A 20,318-nucleotide genomic window follows, 5' to 3' on the forward strand; every position below is an offset into this window, starting at 1 on the left:
GAGACGGTGATGGCAGCGCAGGCCCTGGTGGGGATCGTCATGGGGTCGGACTCGGACTGGCCCGTGATGAAGGCCGCCGCGGAGGTGCTCGCCGAGTTCGACGTCCCGGTCGAGGTCGACGTGGTCTCGGCCCACCGGCAGCCGGAGAAGATGATCGCGTACGGGCGCACCGCCGCGGACCGCGGCCTGCGCGTGGTGATCGCCGGCGCGGGCGGGGCCGCGCACCTGCCCGGCATGCTCGCCGCGGTCACCACCCTGCCCGTCGTGGGGGTGCCCGTGCCGCTCGCCTACCTCGACGGCATGGACTCGCTGCTCTCGATCGTGCAGATGCCGGCCGGGGTGCCCGTGGCCACCGTCTCCATCGGAGGGGCGCGCAACGCCGGCCTGCTGGCCGTCCGCATCCTCGCCTCGGGCGAGGGTGAGCAGGCCGTCCGGCTGCGTGCGGCGATGGCCGCGTTCCAGGAGGACCTCCAGGGCCAGGCCGACGGCAAGGGGGAGCGGCTGCGGGCGCAGACGAGCGCGCGACCCAGCGTGGGGTTCAGCGTCTGACCCTGTGAAGGGTCGGTGAGCGCGCTCGTCTCGGCGTGCGAGCCGCGCGGGGTCTGCTTAGCGTCGAGCGGATGACGTCCTCCCGCCCGCGCCTCGCGGCCCTCGACGGGCTCCGCTTCCTCGCCGCCGCCGCCGTGGTGCTCTATCACTTCACCGGCCGGACGAGCAGCGCGTGGGGCGAGGGGCAGGCGGACCGCCTCGGGGGAGTGGGCCGGTGGACCGGCTACGGATCGCTCGGCCCGGAGCTCTTCTTCGTCATCAGCGGCTTCGTCATCCTCATGACGGCGTGGGGCCGCCCGACCGCCCACGTGGTCGCGTCCCGCATCGCCCGCCTCTACCCGGCGTACTGGGTCGCGGTGCTGGCCACCGGCGCGCTCCTGCTCGTCGTGTGGCCGGAGGGCAAGGCCGTCACGCCCGAGCAGGTGCTGGTCAACCTCACCATGTTCCAGTCGGCGTTGGGCGTCGACCACGTCGACGGGGTGTACTGGACGCTCTGGACGGAGCTGCGCTTCTACCTCCTGCTGGGCGTGCTCTCGCTGGTCGGGATCACGCGCGCACGCGTCGTCGGTGTCGCGCTCGCCTGGCCCTGGGCCGCCCTGCTCGCCGAGCACGCCGGGGCCACAGGCCTCGCCTCCCTCCTCATCGCGGACTACGCCCCGCTGTTCGCGGCGGGGATGGCGTTGTTCGTGCTGGTCGAGGACCGCCGGTCCGGCGACCGTCGGCGGCTCCCGTGGCTCGCGGTGGGCATGAACACGGTGCTGGCCGTCGCCCTCGTCGTCCCGTCGCGCGCGGCGGTGCTCGAGCGGACCACCGGGTACGCGCCGTCGACGGTGCTGCTCGGCATCGCCGTCGTGGGGTGCGTGGCCGCCGTCGCGGTCGTCGTGCTGACGCGGGTGCGGCGCTGGGAGCACCCGGGTCTGGTCGCGCTCGGCGCGCTCACCTACCCGCTGTACCTCGTGCACGAGTACTGGGGCCTCGCGGTCATCCGGGCCCTGTCGGACCACGTGCCGGCCGCGGCGGCCCTCGGAGCGGCGCTCGCGCTGGTGACGGCGATGGCGTGGGCCGTGCACCGGTACGTCGAGGTCCCGTGCGGTCCGCGGTTCCGGCGAGCCACGCTCGCCGCCCTGGAGCGTCCCCGGGCGGCCGTGCTCGACCGTGTCATGCGCGGCCCACGCCTCGTGGAGGCGATGGCCTGACGCCGGCTCAGGCCCCGGGCATCCCGCCGACGGGCCCGGGCGGCAGCGAGCCGTCGCGGATCGCCACCCAGAACGCCGGGGCCGTGTCGGGGTCCAGCAGGACCGTGGACCCGGCGTTGCCGCCGGGGCGGTAGTCGATGCTCGCGATCGGCGGCGTGCCGGTGATGCCCTCCGCGCTGTTGGCGGTCCGGAACGCGAGGGCGAGCTTGGCCATGTCGACGATCCCGGTCTCGTCGCTCACCGTCAGCGCCTGCGTGCCCGCGTCGATGAGCGAGACCTGCTGGCCCGGCCGGAACAGCAGCTGGCTCGGCTGCACCTTGCCCATGACGGCGCCGATGAGCTGGCGCTGACGTTCGGCGCGGCCCACGTCACCCGTCGGGTCCGCCTTGCGCATGCGGGCGAACGCGAGCGCCTGGACGCCGTCCACGTCGTGGCAGCCCGCCGTCCAGACCATGCCCGAGTCGGCGTCGTTCACGTCGACGTCGTGGCAGAGGTTCACGCCGCCGACCGCGTCGACGATCTGCTCGACCCCGGCCATGCCGATCTCGGCGTAGTGGTCGACCGTCAGGCCCGTCAGGCCCTCGACCGTCTGGACCAGGAGCGGTGCCTTCCCCCACGCGAAGGCGGCGTTGAGCTTGGACGCGCCCTGCCCGGGGATGTCGACGTACGTGTCACGGGGGAGCGAGATCAGCGCCGTGGGGCCGCTGTCCGGGACGTGGAGCAGGAGGATCGTGTCGGTCCGGGCGCCCTCCGTGCCGTCCTGGGCGATACCACCGTCCGCCCGTGAGTCCGAACCCGTGAGCAGGTACGTCGTGCCGGGGGTGTTCGCCGCGCCGCTGAGGGCGGCGGTGTGCTGGACCTTGCCGTTGGCCCAGACGAGCAGGCCGATGGGCCAGGCGAGCAGGGCCGCGAGCACGAGCACGGCGACCCCACCGATGACCAGCCGGCGACGGCGGGGCGTCCCGGGCTGCGACGTCGCCGAGGCGGGCGGCGGCGGAGGACCGGCGGCCGTACGCGGGCGCGCGGGTCGGGCCGGCTGCGGCGACCGGCCGGTCGCAGGTCGCGACGAGGTCGTCCGGGGCGCGGCGGCGGGTGCTGCCGGGGTCGGCCTGGCCCCACGTCCGGGGACCTCGACGGGTGTCGCGGGCCCGGCGGGGCGAGCCGACTGCGCGGGGGCGATGGTGGGCGGGCGGCCCGTCGACGCCGGTCGTGGCGCCGGTGGCGGCGTCGGTCGGACGGGTCGGCCGTCGGGAGCGCGCTCGGTCCGCGGCGGCGGAGCCGGTCGCGAGGGCCGGCCGACGACGATCGGCTCCGCGTCGCTCGACCGGGCCGGGCGAGCCGGCGAGCCGGGCGCGAAGCTCGGCGGCGGGGTGCGCGACGTCTTCTCGTCGGGGCTCATCCGGTCAGCAGACGTCGGTCGTGTCGTCGACGGAGAACGCCTCTTTCCCGGCGTCCTTCGTCTCCGTGGGCGTCGGCGTGACGGCCGGAGCCTCGGTCGTCCCGGGCGCCGGCGTGGTCGCCGCCGGGTCCGGTGCGGTGGTGGTCGGCGGTGCCGCCGGGGTCTCGCCGAGCGCGGGCACGTCGTTCGCCAGGTTGGACCAGACGGTGTCGGCCTCGGAGGTCCACTCGACCCGGTTCGGGTCCGACGTCGCCGGAGCGAACGGGATGGTCATGAACGTGATGTTGCCAGAGTCGATGTTGCGAAGGTTGTAGGCGAGGCCGGTCATGTTCGTGAGCGACATCGCGGTGTCGGTCGTGAGCGAGCTCGTCGCCGCGCTCAGGAACGAGATGAGCTTCTGCGGGCTGGTCAGCACGTCCCGGGAGAGGACCTCGCGCACCATCGCCGCGATCAGCTTCTGCTGGTTGCCGATGCGGTTGGTGTCGGAGCCGTCACCGACGCCCTCGCCCTTGCGTGCCCGGGCGTACGCGAGGGCGGTCCCGCCGTCGAGCGTCTGGAACCCGGCCTTGAGCGAGAGCCCCGCCAGCTTCGAGGTCATGTCGTTCGGGATGCACATGGGCACCCCACCGATCGAGTTGACCATCTGCTGGAAGCCGGCGAAGTCGACGACGACGAAGTGGTCGATGGTGACGCCGGTGTTGTGCTGCACCGTGTTGATCGTGCACGCCGCGGCCGACGTCATGTCCCCGCCGTTGTCCCAGCCGGTCGCGAAGGCGGTGTTGAACATGCCCTCCGTGGCGCGGGTGGTCTTCCCGTTCGTCATGGTGCAGGACGGGATCTCCACCAGGGAGTCGCGCGGGATGGAGACCAGCTCGACGCGGGACCGGTCGGCGGAGATGTGGAGCACCATCGCGGTGTCCGAGCGCATGCCCGCGACCTCGCCGCCGATGGTGCCGTTCTCCCCGTCGCGCTGGTCCGAGCCGAGGATCAGGATGTTCACGGCCTGACCCGCGTTGGGGTCGTCCGGGTCCGGCTCCTTGCTCGCCTCGGGCATCGGGTTGACCAGCGCCGAGACGTCGACCTTGTCCATGTTGCCGTTGAGCTTGGCGGCGACAGCCGCGACACCGCTGGCACCGAACACGACGACCGCCGCCACCCCGAGCGCGATGGCGCGGAGCACCCCGTGGGCGCGCAGGGTCCGGGCGTGCCGGGCGGCGCGAGGGCGTGGGACAGCAGCGTGGCGGGAGGTCACCGCACGATCGTAGGAGAGCGGTCAGGCCGACCGGCGGAGTGCAGGCAGTGGCGTCGTGGAGGATCTGTGCAGATCAGCGACCCAGCTGCGCGTACTTCGCCTCCGTGGCGTCCTTCTGCGGCCGCCACCACGCCTCGTTCGCCTGGTACCAGGCGACGGTGGCCTCGAGGCCGGCCCGGAAGTTCTCGTACCGGGGCGCCCAGCCGAGCTCCTCGCGCAGCTTGGTCGAGTCGATCGCGTAGCGCAGGTCGTGCCCGGGGCGGTCGCTCACCAGGTCGTAGGCGTCCGCCGACTGGCCCATGATCTCGAGGATGTCCTCGACGACGGTCTTGTTGTTCTCCTCGCCGTCCGCGCCGATGAGGTACGTCTCGCCGAGCCGGCCGCGCTCGATGATCGCCCACACCGCACTGTTGTGGTCCTCGACGTGGATCCAGTCGCGCACGTTCTCGCCCGAGCCGTAGAGCTTGGGGCGGACCCCGTCGATCACGTTGGTGATCTGCCGCGGGATGAACTTCTCCACGTGCTGGTAGGGGCCGTAGTTGTTCGAGCAGTTCGAGATCGTCGCGCGCACGCCGAAGCTGCGGGCCCACGCGCGCACCAGCAGGTCGGACGACGCCTTCGTCGAGGAGTACGGGCTGGAGGGGTTGTACGGGGTGTCCGGCGTGAACTTGGCCGGGTCGTCCAGCTCGAGGTCGCCGTAGACCTCGTCGGTCGAGATGTGGTGGTAGCGCACGTCGTGGCGGCGGACCGCCTCGAGCAGCTGGTAGGTGCCGATGACGTTCGTCCGCACGAACGGCCACGGGTCGTGCAGCGAGTTGTCGTTGTGCGACTCGGCCGCGAAGTGCACCACCAGGTCGACGTCCTTGACCAGGCTGTCGACGATGTCCGGGTCCGCGATGTCGCCCTTGGCGAAGACGATCTTCCCGTCGACCGGGTCCAGGCTGCGCTCGTCGCCCGCGTACGTCAGAGCGTCGAGCACGGTGACCCGCACGTCGGGGCGCTCTCGCACGGTCTGGTGGACGAAGTTGGAGCCGATGAAGCCGGCTCCGCCGGTGACGAGCAGGTGCACGGGGGACCTCCAGGAGGGGTGGGAAGCACGCAGATCATATCGGGCGCGCCGACCCCCGGTCCTTGACCCCGGCGGGCACCCCCCGGACACTGCCTGGGAAGCCGGGGGAGGATCGATGTCGATACGTGTGTTCGTCGTGGCCGCAGCGATGGTGCTGGGAGGGGCCACACCGGCTGCAGCCGGTGCCCCGGCACAGAGCGTCGCCCCTGCGGGCGCCCCGACGTCGGCAGCGAGCGCGACGACCGCGCCACCCCCTGCGAGCTTCGACGAGACCCCGGTCGTCGTCCTGCCCGCGGGCGCCGCCGGCCGTCGTGCCGCAACCGCCGCCGGCACGATCGCGGCGGACCAGCCCGAGGGTGCCGACCGTGTGCGCACCGCCGCTGTCCCGGTCGCGGGGCGGCAGTCGCTCGGCGTGACCTGGGCCGACCCCGCGGTGGCGGTCGACGTGGAGGTGCGCACGCGCACGGGCACCACCTGGACGGACTGGGTCGAGCTCGGCGACGAGGCGACGACGCCCGACGCGGGCACCGCCGAGAGCGCGCGGACGCTGCGCGGAGGAACCAGCTCGGTCTGGATCGGCGGCGCGGACGCCGTCCAGCTGTCCTTCCCGGCGTCCGGCACGCCCGACGACGTCCGGCTCGCCCTCGTCGGCACCGGCCCGGTCGAGACCACGGCGGGCACCGGGGGTGCACGGACCGCCGCGGCCGACGACGGCTCCCCGGACGCCTCGACGTCCGACGGGACGTCCGCCGTGATCGCGGCGGCCGTCGCCGGACCCCCGCTCTACACGCGCGACCAGTGGGGCGCGGCGCCGCAGGCGTGCGCGTTCGACGTCGCGTCCACGCTCGTCGCGGCGGTCGTGCACCACACGGCCGGGCCGAACTCGTACGGCTCGGTGGCCGAGGCCATGGCGCAGATCCGCAACGACCAGCGCTACCACCAGCAGGCGCGCGGCTGGTGCGACATCGGCTACAACTTCCTCGTCGACAAGTGGGGCAACATCTACGAGGGCCGCGCCGAGAGCTCGTTCAAGGCGGTCATCGGGGTGCACGCCGGGGGCTTCAACACGCGCACGGTCGGCATCTCGATGCTCGGTGACTACAGCAGCATCACGCCGTCCGCGAGCGTGCAGGAGTCCGTGGCACGGCTGATCGCGTGGCGCCTGTCCGCGTACCACCGCGACCCCGCGAGCACGACGAGCTACACGACGCTCGGTGGGGAGAACTCGCGCTACCCCGCGGGGACGACCATCGCGCTGCCGGTGGTGCTCGGGCACCGGGACGTCGCGTTCACGGCGTGCCCGGGGCAGCTCGGCTACAACACGCTCGGCTGGCTGCGTGCGCGAGCACGCCAGATCATCGGCGCGAGCTTCGTCAACCCCACACCGACGGTGACGTCGTCCGTGGCGCGTGGCGTCCCGGTCGACGTCCAGGCGGGCGCGCTCGGCGACCTCGACTGGGCCTTGTCCGTGACCGACGCGCGCACCGGCATCCTCGTCTCGCGCACCACCGGCTCCGTGCCGTCGGGCGGGATCTTCGTGGCGCGCTGGGACGGACGTGGACCCGGCGGCGTGGTCGGGACAGGGCCCTACCGGCTGCTGCTCGAGGCGACCGACCGCGCGTCCGGGGTACCCGTCGTGCCGTACTCCCTGGCGGTGGAGGTCACCGGCTCGCAGAACCCGCCGACGGTGGCACCCGTCCCGCTGGGCTCCGACCTCACCTTCGTGCCCATCACGCCCCAGCGGATCGCCGACACGCGGACCTCGCTGACCTCGCTCGGCCCCGCGTCCCGCATGGACGTCCCGGTCACGGGGGTGGCCGGGGTGCCCGCCGACGCCAAGGCGGTCGCGCTCAACGTCACCGCGGTCCACGCCACCTCGCGTACGCACCTGCGGGCCTGGCCCGCCGGGCAGGCCATGCCTCCTTCGTCGGTGCTCAACACGGACCCGGGCAGGACCGTCGCCGCGCACGTCGTCGTGGGCGTCGGGGGCGAGGGGAAGGTCAGCGTCTACAACGACACGGGCTCGATCCACGTGGCCGTCGACGTCTCCGGCTACTACATGGCGTCGGGCGGGGCGGGGTTCCACACGCTGGCCACGCCGGCACGCCTCCTCGACACCCGGCTGTCCGGACCGCGGCTGCAGTCCGGCGGCACCCGTTCCGTGCAGGTCGCCGGCATCGCGGGCGTGCCGTCCGACGCCTCGGCCGTCGTGGTCAACATCACGTCCGTGGGCGCCGGCGCTGCGGGCTACCTCGCCGCAGTGCCCAAGGGCACCACTCCGACGGCCTCGACCGTGAACCACCGACCGGCCGGGGACGCCACCAACCGCGCGACGGTCGCGCTCGCCGGCGGCGCGCTCGACGTCCGCGACGTCGGTGGCAGCGCGGACGCGGTGGTCGACCTCGTCGGCTGGTACGGGCCTGGCCCCGGGGCGGCGTTCACCCCCATCGAGCCGGTCCGCGCGTTCGACACCCGTACGGCCGGGGGAGCTCTCGGAGCCGGGCAGACCCGCGACTTCGCCGTCGGCGCGGCCGCTGGTGTGCCGTCGGGTGCCGTCGGTGTCGTGATCAACGTCACCGCGACCCAGCAGACCGCGTGGGCCACGTACATCACGGCGTGGAGCGGCGACGTGGCGAGGCCTGCGACGTCGGACCTGAACACCGGCGGAGGACGGGACGAGTCCAACGTCGCCGTCGTGCGACCATCGTCGGGCGGTGCGATCCGGGTGTACAACAACCTCGGCTCGACCCACCTGGTGGGCGACGTCTTCGGCTACTTCCGCTGACGTCCGGCCCCAGGGGCTCCAGGGGCCTCTGACCTGGACCGGTATGATGGCGCGGCTCGCCAGCCGCGGGCTGCGACGGAAGCGAGCACGGATGTTCCAGTACGACACGACGATCGACCCGGCGGCCGACAACACCAGTCACGGCCTCCTGATCGCACTCGTCGGGCCGAACCGCCGTGTGCTCGACCTGGGGTGTGCGACGGGTTACCTCGCCGAGGCGCTCGGTGCCAACGGCTGCACCGTCAGCGGGGTCGAGTACGTGCCGGAGGCCGCCGAGAAGGCCCGGCCGTTCCTCGACAAGCTCGTCGTCGCGGACCTCAACGACTTCGACCTCGTCGCCGAGTTCGGCGCCGGCTCGTTCGACGTGCTGGTGCTCGGTGACGTGCTCGAGCACCTGATGGACCCGGTGGCTGTCCTGCGCAACGCCGTCCCGCTGCTGGCTCCGGGCGGGTCGGTGGTCATCTCGATCCCCAACGTCGCGCACGGGTCGCTGCGGCTCGCGCTGCTGCAGGGACGGTGGAGGTACACCGACACCGGACTGCTGGACCGCACGCACATCCGCTTCTTCACGCGCCGGTCGCTGCTCGAGATGCTCGCCTCCGCGGGCCTCGCCCCGGTCGACGTCCGCCGGACCACCGCCGACCCGCTGGGCGTCGAGGTCGAGATCGACGCGGCCGGCCTGCCGGCAGGTGTCGTCGAGTGGCTCGCCGGTCAGCCGGACGCCGACACGTACCAGTTCGTCGTGCGGGCCGTCGTCGACGACGGCGAGTCTGCCGTCACCCTGCTCGCCCAGCGCGCCGCGGAGGCCGAGGAGCAGCTCGCTCGTGCCGAGCGCGAGCGGGACGAGGAGCGCGCCGCGCGCGAGGCCGCCGAGCACGACGTCGAGGCCCTGCGCTCGACGCTCGGGTTCCGCGCCCTGAGCGTGCCGCGCCGGTGGTACGCGGCCGTGCGCCGTGCGACGTCGAGGGGCGACGCGTGAGTCTCGTCGCCGACCTGCGCGACTCGAGAGAGCTGCTGGTCAACCTCACTCGGCGTGAGGTCAAGGGCAAGTACAAGCGCACGGCGCTCGGTCAGCTGTGGTCGCTGGCCAACCCGCTGGCGCAGATGCTCATCTTCACGGTGGTCTTCAGCTTCATCATCCGGATGGAGCCCGACGCGGGTGACCCCAGCGGCCTCGACATCTTCGCGCTGTGGCTCATGTGCGCGCTCCTGCCGTGGACCTTCTTCACCGCGGTGGTCAACGGGGGCATGAGCGCGCTCGTCGGCAACGAGAACCTGATCAAGAAGGTGTACTTCCCGCGCTCGACCCTGGTCGTCGCCAGCACGTTCTCGGCCGTCTACCAGTGGTCGATCGAGATGGCTGTCCTGGCCGTCGTGCTCGTGCTCGTCGGCTCCCAGCTGTTCGTGTGGCTGCCGCTCGTCATCGTGTTCATGGTGCTGCTCGCGTGCTTCTCGCTGGGCATCGCGTTCATGCTCAGCGTGGCCAACGTGTACTTCCGCGACACCCAGCACTTCGTCGCGATCCTGCTGCAGATCTGGTTCTACCTGACCCCGATCGTGTACCCCGTGCGGCTCGTCGCCGAGCAGTCCGCGTCGATCGGCCCGCTGTTCGGCTCGGTCACCGTGCTCGACCTGTACGAGCTCAACCCGATGGGACGGTTCGCCGAGGTGTTCAGGAACCTGATGTACGACAACCGCATGCCCGACCTGGGCGACTCCCTCTGGTGCGTCATCTGGTCCGTCGCCGCACTCATGATCGGGGCCTGGGTGTTCAACCGGCACACCGAGCGTCTGGCGGAGGTGCTGTGAGCCCCGCCGCCGTCTCCGTCGAGCAGGTCTCGAAGAGCTTCCGCATCTACCACGAGCGCAACCAGACGCTGAAGGCGGCCGTCATGCGCCGCCGACGGTCCCAGTACGAGGAGTTCTGGGCTCTGCGCGACGTCGCCCTGGAGATCCCCGAGGCGAGCACGTTCGCGCTCGTCGGGGACAACGGGTCGGGCAAGTCGACGCTGCTGAAGTGCCTGGCCAAGATCCTGTTCCCGACGGAGGGCCGCGTCGTGACGCGCGGACGGATGGCCGCGCTCCTCGAGGTGGGGTCCGGCTTCCACCCCGAGCTGTCCGGCCGCGACAACGTGTACCTGAACGGCTCGATCCTCGGGATGAAGCGGCCCGAGATCGACCGCAAGTTCGACGAGATCGTCGCGTTCTCCGGGGTCGAGCGGTTCATCGACCAGCCGGTGAAGAACTACTCGTCCGGCATGTACGTCCGGCTCGGCTTCTCGGTCGCCATCCACGTCGAGCCCGAGATCCTGCTGGTCGACGAGGTGCTCGCGGTCGGCGACGCCGCGTTCCAGGAGAAGTGCGCGGAGAAGTTCGCCACGTTCAAGCGCGAGGGCCGCACGGTCGTCGTCGTCTCGCACTCCATGCCGTCGCTGCGTGCGATGGCCGACCACGCGGCGTGGCTGGAGAAGGGCGTCCTGAAGGAGACCGGTCCGGCGGCGGGGGTGCTGGAGCGCTACCTCGACTCCACGCACTCCGACGTGCAGGTCGACGAGCAGGGGCGCGTGCGCTGGGGCTCGGGCGAGGGGCGGGTCCGCAGCGTGGAGGTGCTCCCCGAGCGGGGCGGCACCGTGCTGCGCTCCGGCGACGAGGCGATCGTGCGCATCCACTTCGACGCGAAGGAACCGATCGACAACCCCGTGTTCGGCCTCGCGATCGAGACGTCGGACGGCACCTACCTGTGGGCCAGCAACACCCGCGACGCGGGGCTGAGGGTCGATCGCATCTCCGGTCGAGGGTCGGTCGACTGCCACCTGCCGAGCCTCGCGCTGCAGCCGGGCAGCTTCGTGGTGCTCGCGTCGATCGTGGACAGCACGACCACGCACACCTACGACTACCTGCGCGACGCCGGGCGGTTCAGCGTGGACCACGGGCCGGTCCGCGAGTCGGGTGGGCCCATGGCACTGCTGCCTCGGTGGTCCGAGGTCCGTTCGAGCGTGGAGCGCGCATGACGCAGGACCCGGGGGGGGCGGGGGGCCGGCGTCGGGTCGTCGTCGTGACCCTCGACCAGATCACCGAGCGGATGGCGGGCCCGGCGATCAGGGCGTGGGAGATCGCCTCATTGCTGGGCTGCGAGCACGACGTGCGACTGGTGACGTTCGGCCGCGCCGAGCGGTCGACGGAGGCCTTCGCCGTCGAGCACGTCGACGTCGCGGACTTCCGCCGGGTCGTGGAGTGGTCGGACGTGGTCGTCGTCCAGGGGTTCGTCGTCGCGACCTTCCCGTGGCTGCACTCCCTGGACCGGGTGCTCGTCGTCGACCTGTACGACCCGTTCCACCTCGAGAGCCTGGAGGTGGAGCGCTTCAAGCCGCTCGCGCGACGCGATGCGGCGCTCGCGAACGCGCTGCGTGAGCTCGACGCCCAGACCGGCCGCGGCGACTTCTTCCTGTGTGCGTCACACCGCCAGCGCGACCTGTGGATCGGCCACCTCGCGGGGCGCGGCCGGATCAACCCGCTCACCTACGAGGACGACCCCAGCCTGGACTCGCTCATCCGGATCGCGCCGTTCGGCCTGCCGGAGGAGCCGCCCGTGCAGCACCGGCACGCGATCAAGGGTCAGGTCGAGGGCATCGGGCCGGACGACAAGGTCATCCTCTGGGGTGGCGGCGTCTACAACTGGTTCGATCCCATCACGCTGGTCCGGGCGGTCGACGTGCTGCGCGCCCGGGTACCGGAGGTGCGACTGTTCTTCCTCGGCATGAAGCACCCGAACCCCGACGTCCCCGAGATGCAGGTGGCCACCCAGACGCGCGCCCTCGCCGACGAGCTGGGTCTGACGGGCACGCACGTGTTCTTCAACGAGACCTGGGTGACGTACGAGGAGCGGTCGAGCTACCTGCTCGACGCGGACCTCGGTGTCAGCTGCCACTTCCCGCAGGTGGAGACCGAGTTCAGCTTCCGGACGCGGATCCTCGACTACCTCTGGGCCGGGCTCCCGATCGTGTGCACGGCGGGGGACTCGTTCGCCGACCTGGTCGAGCGGGAGGACCTGGGCCGCGTGGTCCCGCCCCAGGACGTCGACGCGCTCGTGGAGGCGTTGGAGCACGTGCTCGTCTCGAGCGCGGACCGCGACCGGTACCGCGCCAACGTCGCGGTCGTCGCGGAGCGGTTCCGCTGGTCCCGGGCGCTGGCGCCGCTGGTGGAGTTCTGCCGCGCGCCGCGCCGCGCCGCGGACTGGGCCAGCCACGGCGCCCGGGTCGCACCGCGGCACCGGGTGCAGCAGCTGTGGTGGGACGTCGTGACCGCGACCCGGCACCTGCGTGCGGGCGGTCCCAAGCTGCTGGTCGAGCGCGTCAAGATGCGGCTCGGTCGCGGCTGAGAGTCGTCAGCGGTCGGAGCGGAACGCGACGTGCGGGTCCGCGGCCATCCGCAGCGTCCAGTGCCGCTCGAGGAACGCCTGGTCCTGCGCCGTGAGCGCGGGCGTGCGGGTGCTGCTCTCGTAGTGGGCGAGGCGTGCGAACGGCGTGACCACCACCCCGTAGCCCGCGGAGCCGACCTTCAAGCAGTAGTCGACGTCGTTGAAGTTGAGCGGCAGCGCCTCCGTGAGGCCGCCGAGGCGCCCGAACAGGTCGGTCCGGGTGAGCAGGCAGGCGCCGGTCGCCGCGACGTAGTCGTGGTCCAGCGTCTTCGCCCCCGCGCGGTCGTCGGCGTCGGCCTCGAACGCGAACGCGTGCGCCGGGACCAGCCCCTCACCCATGACCACGCCGACGTGCTGGATGAGCCCGTCCTCGAGGAGGAGCTTGGCGCCGACCGCGCCGACGGTCGGGTCCTGCGCGACCGAGACCATCCGCTCGAGCCACCGGGGCTCGAGCACCTCGGTGTCGTCGTTCAGGAGAAGGAGCAGGTCGCCGCGAGCGTGGCGCGCGCCCTCGTTCACGGCCCGCGAGAAGTTGAACGGACCGTCGACGTACGCGAAGCGCACGCGGTCGCCGAGGAGGGCCGTCAGCTCGCCCTGCACCTCGGGCGCGGTGTTCGGCCCCGTGACGACGACGACCTCCCAGCGCTCGTAGGTGGTCAGGTCGCGCACCGAGGTCAGCGAGTTCGTGACGAGCCGGCGGGCCGCACCGCGGACCTCGCGCACCGTGCCGGCGGTGGGCACGACGAGGGTCACCAGCGGCTCGGGGTCGATCGTCCGCCACACGTGAACCCCGGGGGCCGGGAGCGCCGCCTCGGCCCAGCCCGCCACCGACGTGCGGGCGAGATGCTCGGTGACGACGGCGACCGAGCCGCGCTCGGTGCCCGTGGCCGGTGGTGCGGGGCGCGTGACCGCGATGACGGGCAGGTGGGCGATCGAGGTGGTCGACTCGGTCACCCGCAGGGCGGCGTCCCACTCCTCGAGGCCGTCGTGCCCTGGCGCGAACGCGCCGACCTCACGCAGCACCGCCGTGCGGACCAGGCAGAGGCGCCCCAGGTACGGGTAGCTCTCGAGGTAGTGCGGGGACCAGCCCGGCTTGGTGACGATGCCGCCGCCCTCGCCCGCGTACTGCTCGTCCGTGTAGAGGACGTCGACCGGCCTCTCGTGCAGGAGGTGGCGGCACGCGGCCAGGACGCCGGGTTCGAGCTCGTCACCGGGCTCGAGGACTCCGGCATACGTGGTCCGGGCGGCGCTGAGGGCGGTCTGCAGCAGCAGCGCCCGGACGTCCGGCGGGGGAGTGGTGCCGAGGTCGACGAGCATGACCCGCACGTGCGACCCGTGCTCGAGGGCCGGCGCGGCGTGGTCCGCGGTGCGAGGACGGGCGACGACGACGTCGCACGTGGCGGGCGCCTGCCGGCGCACCGAGTCGAGGGTGCGGGCGAGCCTGGCGCTGTCCAGGTCGGGGTCGGCGATCAGCAGGCTGATCGGAACGGTCATGCGGCGATCCGGGCCTTCATCCCGGCGGCGTAGCGACGGGCGCGCGACCGCACTCGCTGCATCAGCGGGCGGCGGGTCTCGCCGGTGACGACCGTGGTCGACAGCATCTCGATCCGGGCGTCGCGCTCCGCGAGCGCCACCTGCTGCTCACGCAGGAGGTGGTCGCGCAGAGTCACCGAGGCGCGCAGCGCACGCAGCTCGGCGGCGGCGCTGTCGAGTCTCTCCTCGAGCGTGGCGACGGCCGCGGAGCGCACGCGTGCGTCCTCGGCAGCGCGGGCCGCAACGTCGTTCGCGGCCAGTGCAGCGTGCCATTCCCGGAACGACGGTGTTCCTGAGTCGTGCGGCATGGCGACAAGGTATAGCACTCCTGGACGCTCGCACGACTGGCGCTGAGGCCCCCTTAGGATGAACCGATGCGCGTAGTCCAGGTCTCCGCCCACTACCCGCCGAACTTCGTCAGTGGCGGCACCCTGGTGCCGCAGCGAGTCGCCCGAGGAATGGCCGAACGCGGGCACGAGTCGTGGGTCTACGCCGGTCACCTCGACGCGGACCGCGAGCCGTTGTCCACGTGGACCGAGTCGGACGGCGCCGGGGTCGAGGTCCGCTGGATCGTCACCACCCCGTGGACCGGATGGGCCGATCCTCGCAACAGCGAGAACCCGGACGTGGCGGCCGACTTCGCCGGCTGGCTCGCCGACGTCCGGCCCGACGTCGTGCACATCCACTCGCTGCAGACCCTGGGCGGCGGGCTCGTCGACGCCGCCAAGGCCTCCGGCGCGGCCGTCGTCGTGACCATGCACGACTTCTGGTGGTCGTGCGCCCGGCAGTTCCTGGTGGATCGCGACATGCGGCCGTGCTCGCTGGTCGTCGACTGCGGCGGCTGCGCCTGCCAGGTCGACCACGAGTGGCTGCTGCGGCGCAACACCGGCCTCACGGCGCACCTGGCCAACGCCGACCTGGTCCTGGCGCCCTCGGCGAGCGCCGCTCAGGTGCTCGCCGCCAACGGTGTCGACCCCGCCATCCTGCGTGTCGACGAGAACGGAGTTCCGGACGAGGTCCTCGACGGCGTCTCCGTCCACGCCGCGTCGCGGGCGGCGGACACGCCCGAGGGCCCCCTCCGGCTCCTGTTCACCGGCGGGGCGGACCCGATGAAGGGGCTCCCCGTGCTGCTCGAGGCGGCGCGCCGCCTGCCCGCCTCCGGCTGGACGCTCGACCTCTTCGGCGCCGGCGAGCTTCCGTCCGGCCTGCCGGACGCGGTCGTCTCCCGTGCGCCGTACCGCCCCGAGGAGCTGCGCGAGGTGCTCGCGTCGCACGACGTCCTGGTCCTGCCCTCCGTCATGCGTGAGTCGCACTCCATCGTGACGCGCGAGGCGCTCGCGGCGGGCCTGGCCGTCGTGTGCACCGACACCCTCGGGCCGGAGGAGGCCGTCGACGACGGCCGCAACGGTGTGGTCGTCCCTGCCGGGGACGCCGGTGCGCTCGCGACGGCCCTGAGCCGGCTCGTCGCCGACCCCGCGCTCGTCGCGTCGATGCGGGCGCACTCCCCGGCCGCGACGCTGCGCCGCGCCAGCGACCAGGTGGACGGGCTCGCGAGCGTGTACGCGGAGCTGCTCGGCGACCGCGAGGCGGGTGACGACGGCCCCGTGGCCTCGGCGCGGGCGGTGCAGACGGCGCAGGACGGGCTCCTGCGCAACGTCCTGTTCATCACGGGCATCAACGGCGCCCCGCTGCGGTACCGCGTGCAGCTCGCCGCCGAGGCGCTCCGGACGCGGGGCGCCACCCCGCTCGTGCGGCACTACCGCGACCCCGAGCTGCTCGAGCTCGTCGACCGCGCGGACGCCGTCGTCCTGTACCGGGTCCCGGCGACGTACCAGACCCTCGAGCTCGTCGAGCGGGTGCGCGCGCGTCCGCGGGTGGTCCCGGTCCTGTTCGACGTCGACGACCTGATCGTGGACCCCTCGCTGCGCGGGAGCGTGCACGGGCTCGACGCGCTCTCCGACGCCGAGCAGGACCTCTGGTGGCACGGGGTCGAGCGCTACCGCACGACGCTCGAGGCGGCCGACCTCTACGTCGGCAGCACCGAGCTGCTCTGCGAGCGCGTCGGCGAGCTGACGGGCCTGCCCACGCGACGGTTCTCCAACGGCGTGGGTCGGGCGTTCGCGCAGGTGAGCGAGCGCGCCGCCGCTGCACCCCGCGGAGCCGGACCCCTGCGGATCGGCTACTTCTCGGGCACGACGACGCACGACGCGGACTGGGCGCAGGTGGAGCCGGCCGTGCTCGAGGTCATGCGCGCCCGCCCCGACGTCGAGCTCTGGCTCGGTGGTCACCTGGTACCGACCCCGGCTCTCGACGAGATGGGGGAGCGGGTCCGCCGCCAGCCGATGGTGCCCTGGTACGAGCTGCCGCGGCTGCTGCGGGACGTCGACGTCAACCTCGCGCCCCTGGTCCCGGGCAGCGTCTTCAACGAGTCGAAGTCGGCGATCAAGTGGCTCGAGGCCGCGATGGTCGGCACGCCGACGATCGCGACGCCGACGCAGCCGTTCGCCGAGGTGATCGAGCACGGGCGCACGGGGCTGCTCGCGTCGGGCGCCGACGAGTGGGCGACGTCGCTCGCGCGGCTGCTCGACGACGACGCCGAGCGCGCCGCGATCGGTCGCCGCGCCGGCCGGCACGCGCTGCTCACCCTCTCGCCCCACCGCCAGGCGGCGGTCTACGAGTCGATCCTGCGCGACGCGGCGCAGCACGTGCGGGACGGGGGCCGCGAGCGCACCGTCACCTGGGAGCCGGTCGCGGACGACGAGCCGTTGAGCGCGGCGGACGCGTTCGTGGAGCCGTACCCGGGCATACCGTCGGACGGGCGCAAGGCCCGGATTCCCGGGCGTGCGCGCCCGACGGTCGACGCAGTTGTGCGGGTCTACCGGACGGCCGGTGCGCGTGGTGTGGTGATCAAGTCGATCGGGGCCGCACGGCGCAAGATCGGGCTGTAGAGGGCGACGCGCGTGAGAGGATCTTCGGCGACCCGTGGTGCCGGCATCCCGACCTCGGGGTCATGACGGTCGAGACGCAGGACGAGAACCCGGGGAATCCCAGCTGATGTCGAGCAACACCACCGTGCGCGGTCAGGACGACGAGACGGCGACCCTGCCGGCCGACGCACCTGAGCGGAGAGCCCCGCTGTGGGTCGTGGTGGTCGCCCTCGCCGTCGCGCTCGTCGCGGGCGTGCTGACCGTCCTCGCCCAGATCGGCGGCCCCGTGGCCGCGGCGACGTCCGAGCACTACGACCGGCTCGGTGACCCCCTGCCGCAGATCACCGCGGACGAGCCGTACCGCGGCGAGGTCGTCGCCCTCGACGATCGCCTCGAGGCGGTCTCCCTCATCTTCGCGACGTACCTGGACACCATCGACTGCACGCTCGAGGCGCGGCTGACCGACGCCGAGACCGGCGTCGAGGTCGGGTCGAGCACGCTCGACTGCGACGACCTCGAGGACAACCGCCTCGCCGAGGTCGTGGCCGTCGATCCGGTCGAGGACTCGGCCGGACGCACGTACGACCTCACGATCTCGCTCGCCCCGAACAGCGGCGACGGCCCGTCGGTGTGGACGGCCGACACCGGCGAGGACACCGTGATCACCGCGTACGACCCCGACACGGGGGCGGCCGGACGTGTGAGCGAGGCGCTCGACCGGATGGGCGTGTACGGCTCGTTCTGGTCGGGTCCGCTCGGCATCATCGCCCTGGTCGTCTTCGGGGCGGCCGCGATGGTCGTGCTGCTCCTGCGTCCGCGGTGGGGCCTGTGGGCGATCCTCGCGCTCGTCCTGGTCCGAGGGCTCCTCTGGACCGCGCTGCTCCCGCCGCTGCAGGGCATGGACGAGGGCGCCCACTTCTCGAGCGTCCAGTTCATGGCCACCACCGGCGAGCTCCCGAACAGGTTCGAGCCCGGTCATCCGCACACGCCCTACAGCGCATCGCTGCAGGAGGCGAGCCTGGGCATGAACGTGACCGCGATCGCCCCGACCGACCGGCCCGACTACTCCGACGAGGCGGCGCGCGCGCTCACCGAGGCCGACGCCGACGCCGACACGTACACGGACGGAGCGGGGCCGGCAGCGGGGTACCCGCCGGGCTACTACGCCCCGGCCGTCCCGTTCTACCTCGCCGCCCCGGACGACACCGTCGACCAGGTCCAGGCGATCCGCCTGTGGTCCGTCCTGCTCGGGATGGCAGCCGCCGCGCTCGCCTGGTTCTTCGGCCGCGAGGTGTTCCCGCGCAAGCCCTGGGCCCAGGCCGGGCTCGCGCTGGCGGTCGCGCTCCAGCCGATGGTCGCCCACCAGTTCGCCATCGTGAACAACGACGCCCTGGTCATCGCGTCCGGGTTCGGTGCGCTGTGGATCGCCGCGCGGCTCACCACCCGGTCGCGGGCTCCCTGGCTCATGCTCCTCGCGGGGGCCGTGGTGGGTCTCGGCCTGCTCGGCAAGCCGTTCGCGATCGCCGCCGCCATCCCCGTGGCGATCGGCTGGGTCCTGGGCAAGGTCCACGGCCGGGTGCGGGACTGGAAGGTCCTCGTCGGTGAGCCGCTCCTGGCCGCGGCCGGGGTCGCGCTGACGTACGGCGCGTGGCTGGTCCTGGCGCGGCTGGTGGGTGTCGCGACGAGCAACGGGTTCCCCACGGACCCCGACGCGGCCGCCTCCCGCGGGATCCGCACGTACCTGAGCACGCAGTTCGGCTCCAACGTCGCCGAGTTCCGCAACATCTGGGACCACCAGTTCTGGGGGAACTTCGGCTGGGTGAACACCCCGCTGCCCGACGTCGTCTACGGGGCGCTCTGGCGGCTCGAGATCCTCATCGCCGTCGCGGTGGTCGCGTGGCTCGTCGTGCTGCCGATCCGGCGCATGCGCACCCCCGAGAGCGCCCAGCTCGACCGGCTGATCGCCGTCTGCGTCGGGTTCATCGGTGGGACGCTCGTGATGCTGTACGCCATCGAGTACTTCTACTTCGCAGCCTCCGGCCGGACCGACCTCCTCCAGGGCAGGTACGCCCTCATGACCGTGCCCGCGCTCCTGGCGCTGCCCGGCCTTCTCACCGCGAGGCTGTCGCGGGGTCGCATCGGGCCCACGATCCCGACCCTCGTCCTCGCGTTCGTCGTGTTCCTCGTCCACGCGGCCGCGGTCGGCGTGGTGCTCGAGCACTTCTACCTCTGACGCGGGCGCCGTCCGGTCGGATCAGGACGAGCGACGACGACCGGCCCGCCCGAGCACCCCGTCGCGCAGACCCGCCGAGAGCTCGCGCACGCGCCGCCCCCGTGGCGCGACGGCCAGCACGTAGTACGCGGAGTACTTGACGATCCAGGCGACGTAGCCGACCCGCCACGCGACCGGCATGAGGCCCGACCGGACGAGCAGCAACGTGTTGCGGGCCATGTAGTAGTTCCGCAGCGGGCTGTGGATGTGGACCTCACGTCGTCGGCCCGGAACCTTCGCGAGCCGGTCGCCGAGCTGGTGCCCGAGCCGGGCGCCGACGACGCCGAACAGGGCGTAGCCCGCCCGGCGCGCCCGCAGACCCCACTCCAGGTCGACGTGGTCGATGAACCAGTCCGCCCGCATGGGACCGACCTCGTCGAGCACCTCCAGCGGCACGAGGCAGCCCGACGCCAGCAGGAACGCCACCGGCACGAGCGCACTCGGGTCGTCGGGGACGGGCGCGCGCCGCGGGCCCCAGCGCCGAGGTTCGAACAGGAGCGTCGCCGTCTCGTCGCGGTCGTCGACCGGAAGGGGTCCGACGGCGCCGGTGCGCACGCCCTGCGCCGCGGCGCGCTCGAACCCCGCCCACAGCTGCGCGACCATGTCGGGCGCGGGGAGGCTGTCCTGGTCGGAGAAGAGGACGTGCGTGGCACCCGCCTGACGCGCGTGCTCGGTGCCGACGTTCTGGGCCGCGCCGATGCCGAGGTTCTCGGGGAGTGCGACGAGAGCGCCGCCGACGAGCTCGACCGCCTCCGCCAGCCGCGCACGGACGTCCGGGTCGCTGCCGTTGTCCACGACGACGAGGCCCTGCACCTGCGCCGCGAGCGACCCGAGCAGCCGGGACGTGGCCGCGACGTCCGGCCGGTAGGTCACGACGACCGCGAGCACGACGGCCTGGCCGTCGGACGGGATCGGCACG

General features: G+C 72.8%; 15 protein-coding genes. 9 read left to right on the plus strand and 6 right to left on the minus strand.

Annotated elements, in window-relative coordinates; genetic code table 11:
* Nucleotides 1-9 precede the first annotated feature (9 nt).
* Together purE and ASD18_RS09180 are read left to right on the plus strand one after the other, a co-directional pair.
* Complete coding sequence (gene purE, locus ASD18_RS09175; protein WP_056089670.1) at nucleotides 10-549, plus strand: 5-(carboxyamino)imidazole ribonucleotide mutase; 540 nt, start codon at nucleotides 10-12, stop codon at nucleotides 547-549.
* 71 nt (nucleotides 550-620) lie between these two features.
* Nucleotides 621-1,745 (plus strand): acyltransferase, encoded by a 1,125-nt coding sequence (locus ASD18_RS09180; protein WP_056089672.1) that lies wholly within the window; start codon nucleotides 621-623, stop codon nucleotides 1,743-1,745.
* A gap of 7 nt (nucleotides 1,746-1,752) precedes the next feature.
* Here the strand turns inward: ASD18_RS09180 and ASD18_RS09185 are convergent, their stop codons facing one another.
* The 3 genes from ASD18_RS09185 to rfbB all read right to left on the minus strand — a co-directional run bounded on the left by ASD18_RS09185 (nucleotide 1,753) and on the right by rfbB (nucleotide 5,465).
* Nucleotides 1,753-3,144 (minus strand): LCP family protein, encoded by a 1,392-nt coding sequence (locus ASD18_RS09185; RefSeq protein ID WP_235522307.1) that lies wholly within the window; start codon nucleotides 3,142-3,144, stop codon nucleotides 1,753-1,755.
* Between the two features lie 4 nt (nucleotides 3,145-3,148).
* Nucleotides 3,149-4,396, minus strand: coding sequence for an LCP family protein (locus ASD18_RS09190; RefSeq protein WP_235522308.1), 1,248 nt, complete (start codon nucleotides 4,394-4,396; stop codon nucleotides 3,149-3,151).
* A gap of 73 nt (nucleotides 4,397-4,469) precedes the next feature.
* Nucleotides 4,470-5,465 carry a dTDP-glucose 4,6-dehydratase gene (rfbB, locus tag ASD18_RS09195; RefSeq protein WP_056089675.1) on the minus strand — a complete coding sequence of 332 codons (996 nt, stop codon included), beginning with the start codon at nucleotides 5,463-5,465 and terminating at the stop codon, nucleotides 4,470-4,472.
* A gap of 115 nt (nucleotides 5,466-5,580) precedes the next feature.
* Between rfbB and ASD18_RS09200 the strand changes: the two genes are divergently transcribed.
* From ASD18_RS09200 to ASD18_RS09220, 5 genes are all read left to right on the plus strand, one after another.
* A complete protein-coding gene (locus ASD18_RS09200; RefSeq protein ID WP_156387923.1) occupies nucleotides 5,581-8,250 on the plus strand; it encodes an N-acetylmuramoyl-L-alanine amidase in 2,670 nt (889 codons plus the stop codon).
* Between the two features lie 91 nt (nucleotides 8,251-8,341).
* A complete protein-coding gene (locus tag ASD18_RS09205; RefSeq protein ID WP_162251734.1) occupies nucleotides 8,342-9,229 on the plus strand; it encodes a class I SAM-dependent methyltransferase in 888 nt (295 codons plus the stop codon).
* On the plus strand, nucleotides 9,226-10,059 hold the full coding sequence (locus ASD18_RS09210; RefSeq protein WP_056091933.1) for an ABC transporter permease: 834 nt from the start codon (nucleotides 9,226-9,228) through the stop codon (nucleotides 10,057-10,059). Before ASD18_RS09205 ends, ASD18_RS09210 begins: the two co-directional genes overlap by 4 nt.
* Entirely contained in the window at nucleotides 10,056-11,261 is a 1,206-nt protein-coding gene (locus ASD18_RS09215; protein ID WP_056089685.1) for an ABC transporter ATP-binding protein, read from the plus strand. The genes ASD18_RS09210 and ASD18_RS09215 overlap by 4 nt, the downstream gene beginning before the upstream one ends.
* The gene (locus ASD18_RS09220; protein ID WP_056089689.1) at nucleotides 11,258-12,628 is read left to right on the plus strand and encodes a glycosyltransferase family 4 protein; all 1,371 of its coding nucleotides are present in this window, start codon (nucleotides 11,258-11,260) and stop codon (nucleotides 12,626-12,628) included. The genes ASD18_RS09215 and ASD18_RS09220 overlap by 4 nt, the downstream gene beginning before the upstream one ends.
* A gap of 6 nt (nucleotides 12,629-12,634) precedes the next feature.
* Here ASD18_RS09220 and ASD18_RS09225 read toward each other — a convergent pair whose 3' ends face one another.
* Complete coding sequence (locus ASD18_RS09225) at nucleotides 12,635-14,161, minus strand: glycosyltransferase (protein ID WP_056089694.1); 1,527 nt, start codon at nucleotides 14,159-14,161, stop codon at nucleotides 12,635-12,637.
* A complete protein-coding gene (locus tag ASD18_RS09230) occupies nucleotides 14,158-14,415 on the minus strand; it encodes a hypothetical protein (protein ID WP_056089697.1) in 258 nt (85 codons plus the stop codon). Before ASD18_RS09230 ends, ASD18_RS09225 begins: the two co-directional genes overlap by 4 nt.
* 159 nt (nucleotides 14,416-14,574) lie before the next feature.
* On the opposite strand from ASD18_RS09230, the gene ASD18_RS09235 reads away from it, so the two are divergent.
* Complete coding sequence (locus tag ASD18_RS09235; RefSeq protein ID WP_056089700.1) at nucleotides 14,575-17,148, plus strand: glycosyltransferase; 2,574 nt, start codon at nucleotides 14,575-14,577, stop codon at nucleotides 17,146-17,148.
* Between the two features lie 106 nt (nucleotides 17,149-17,254).
* Entirely contained in the window at nucleotides 17,255-19,360 is a 2,106-nt protein-coding gene (locus tag ASD18_RS09240) for a DUF2142 domain-containing protein (protein WP_056089702.1), read from the plus strand.
* A gap of 21 nt (nucleotides 19,361-19,381) precedes the next feature.
* On the opposite strand, the gene ASD18_RS09245 is transcribed toward ASD18_RS09240, so the two are convergent.
* Nucleotides 19,382-20,317, minus strand: a complete 936-nt coding sequence (locus ASD18_RS09245; RefSeq protein WP_056089705.1) for a glycosyltransferase family 2 protein — start codon at nucleotides 20,315-20,317, stop codon at nucleotides 19,382-19,384.
* Between the last annotated feature and the right edge of the window lies 1 nt (nucleotide 20,318).

The sequence above is a fragment of the Cellulomonas sp. Root137 genome, assembly GCF_001426725.1.
Taxonomy (GTDB): Bacteria; Actinomycetota; Actinomycetes; order Actinomycetales; family Cellulomonadaceae; genus Cellulomonas.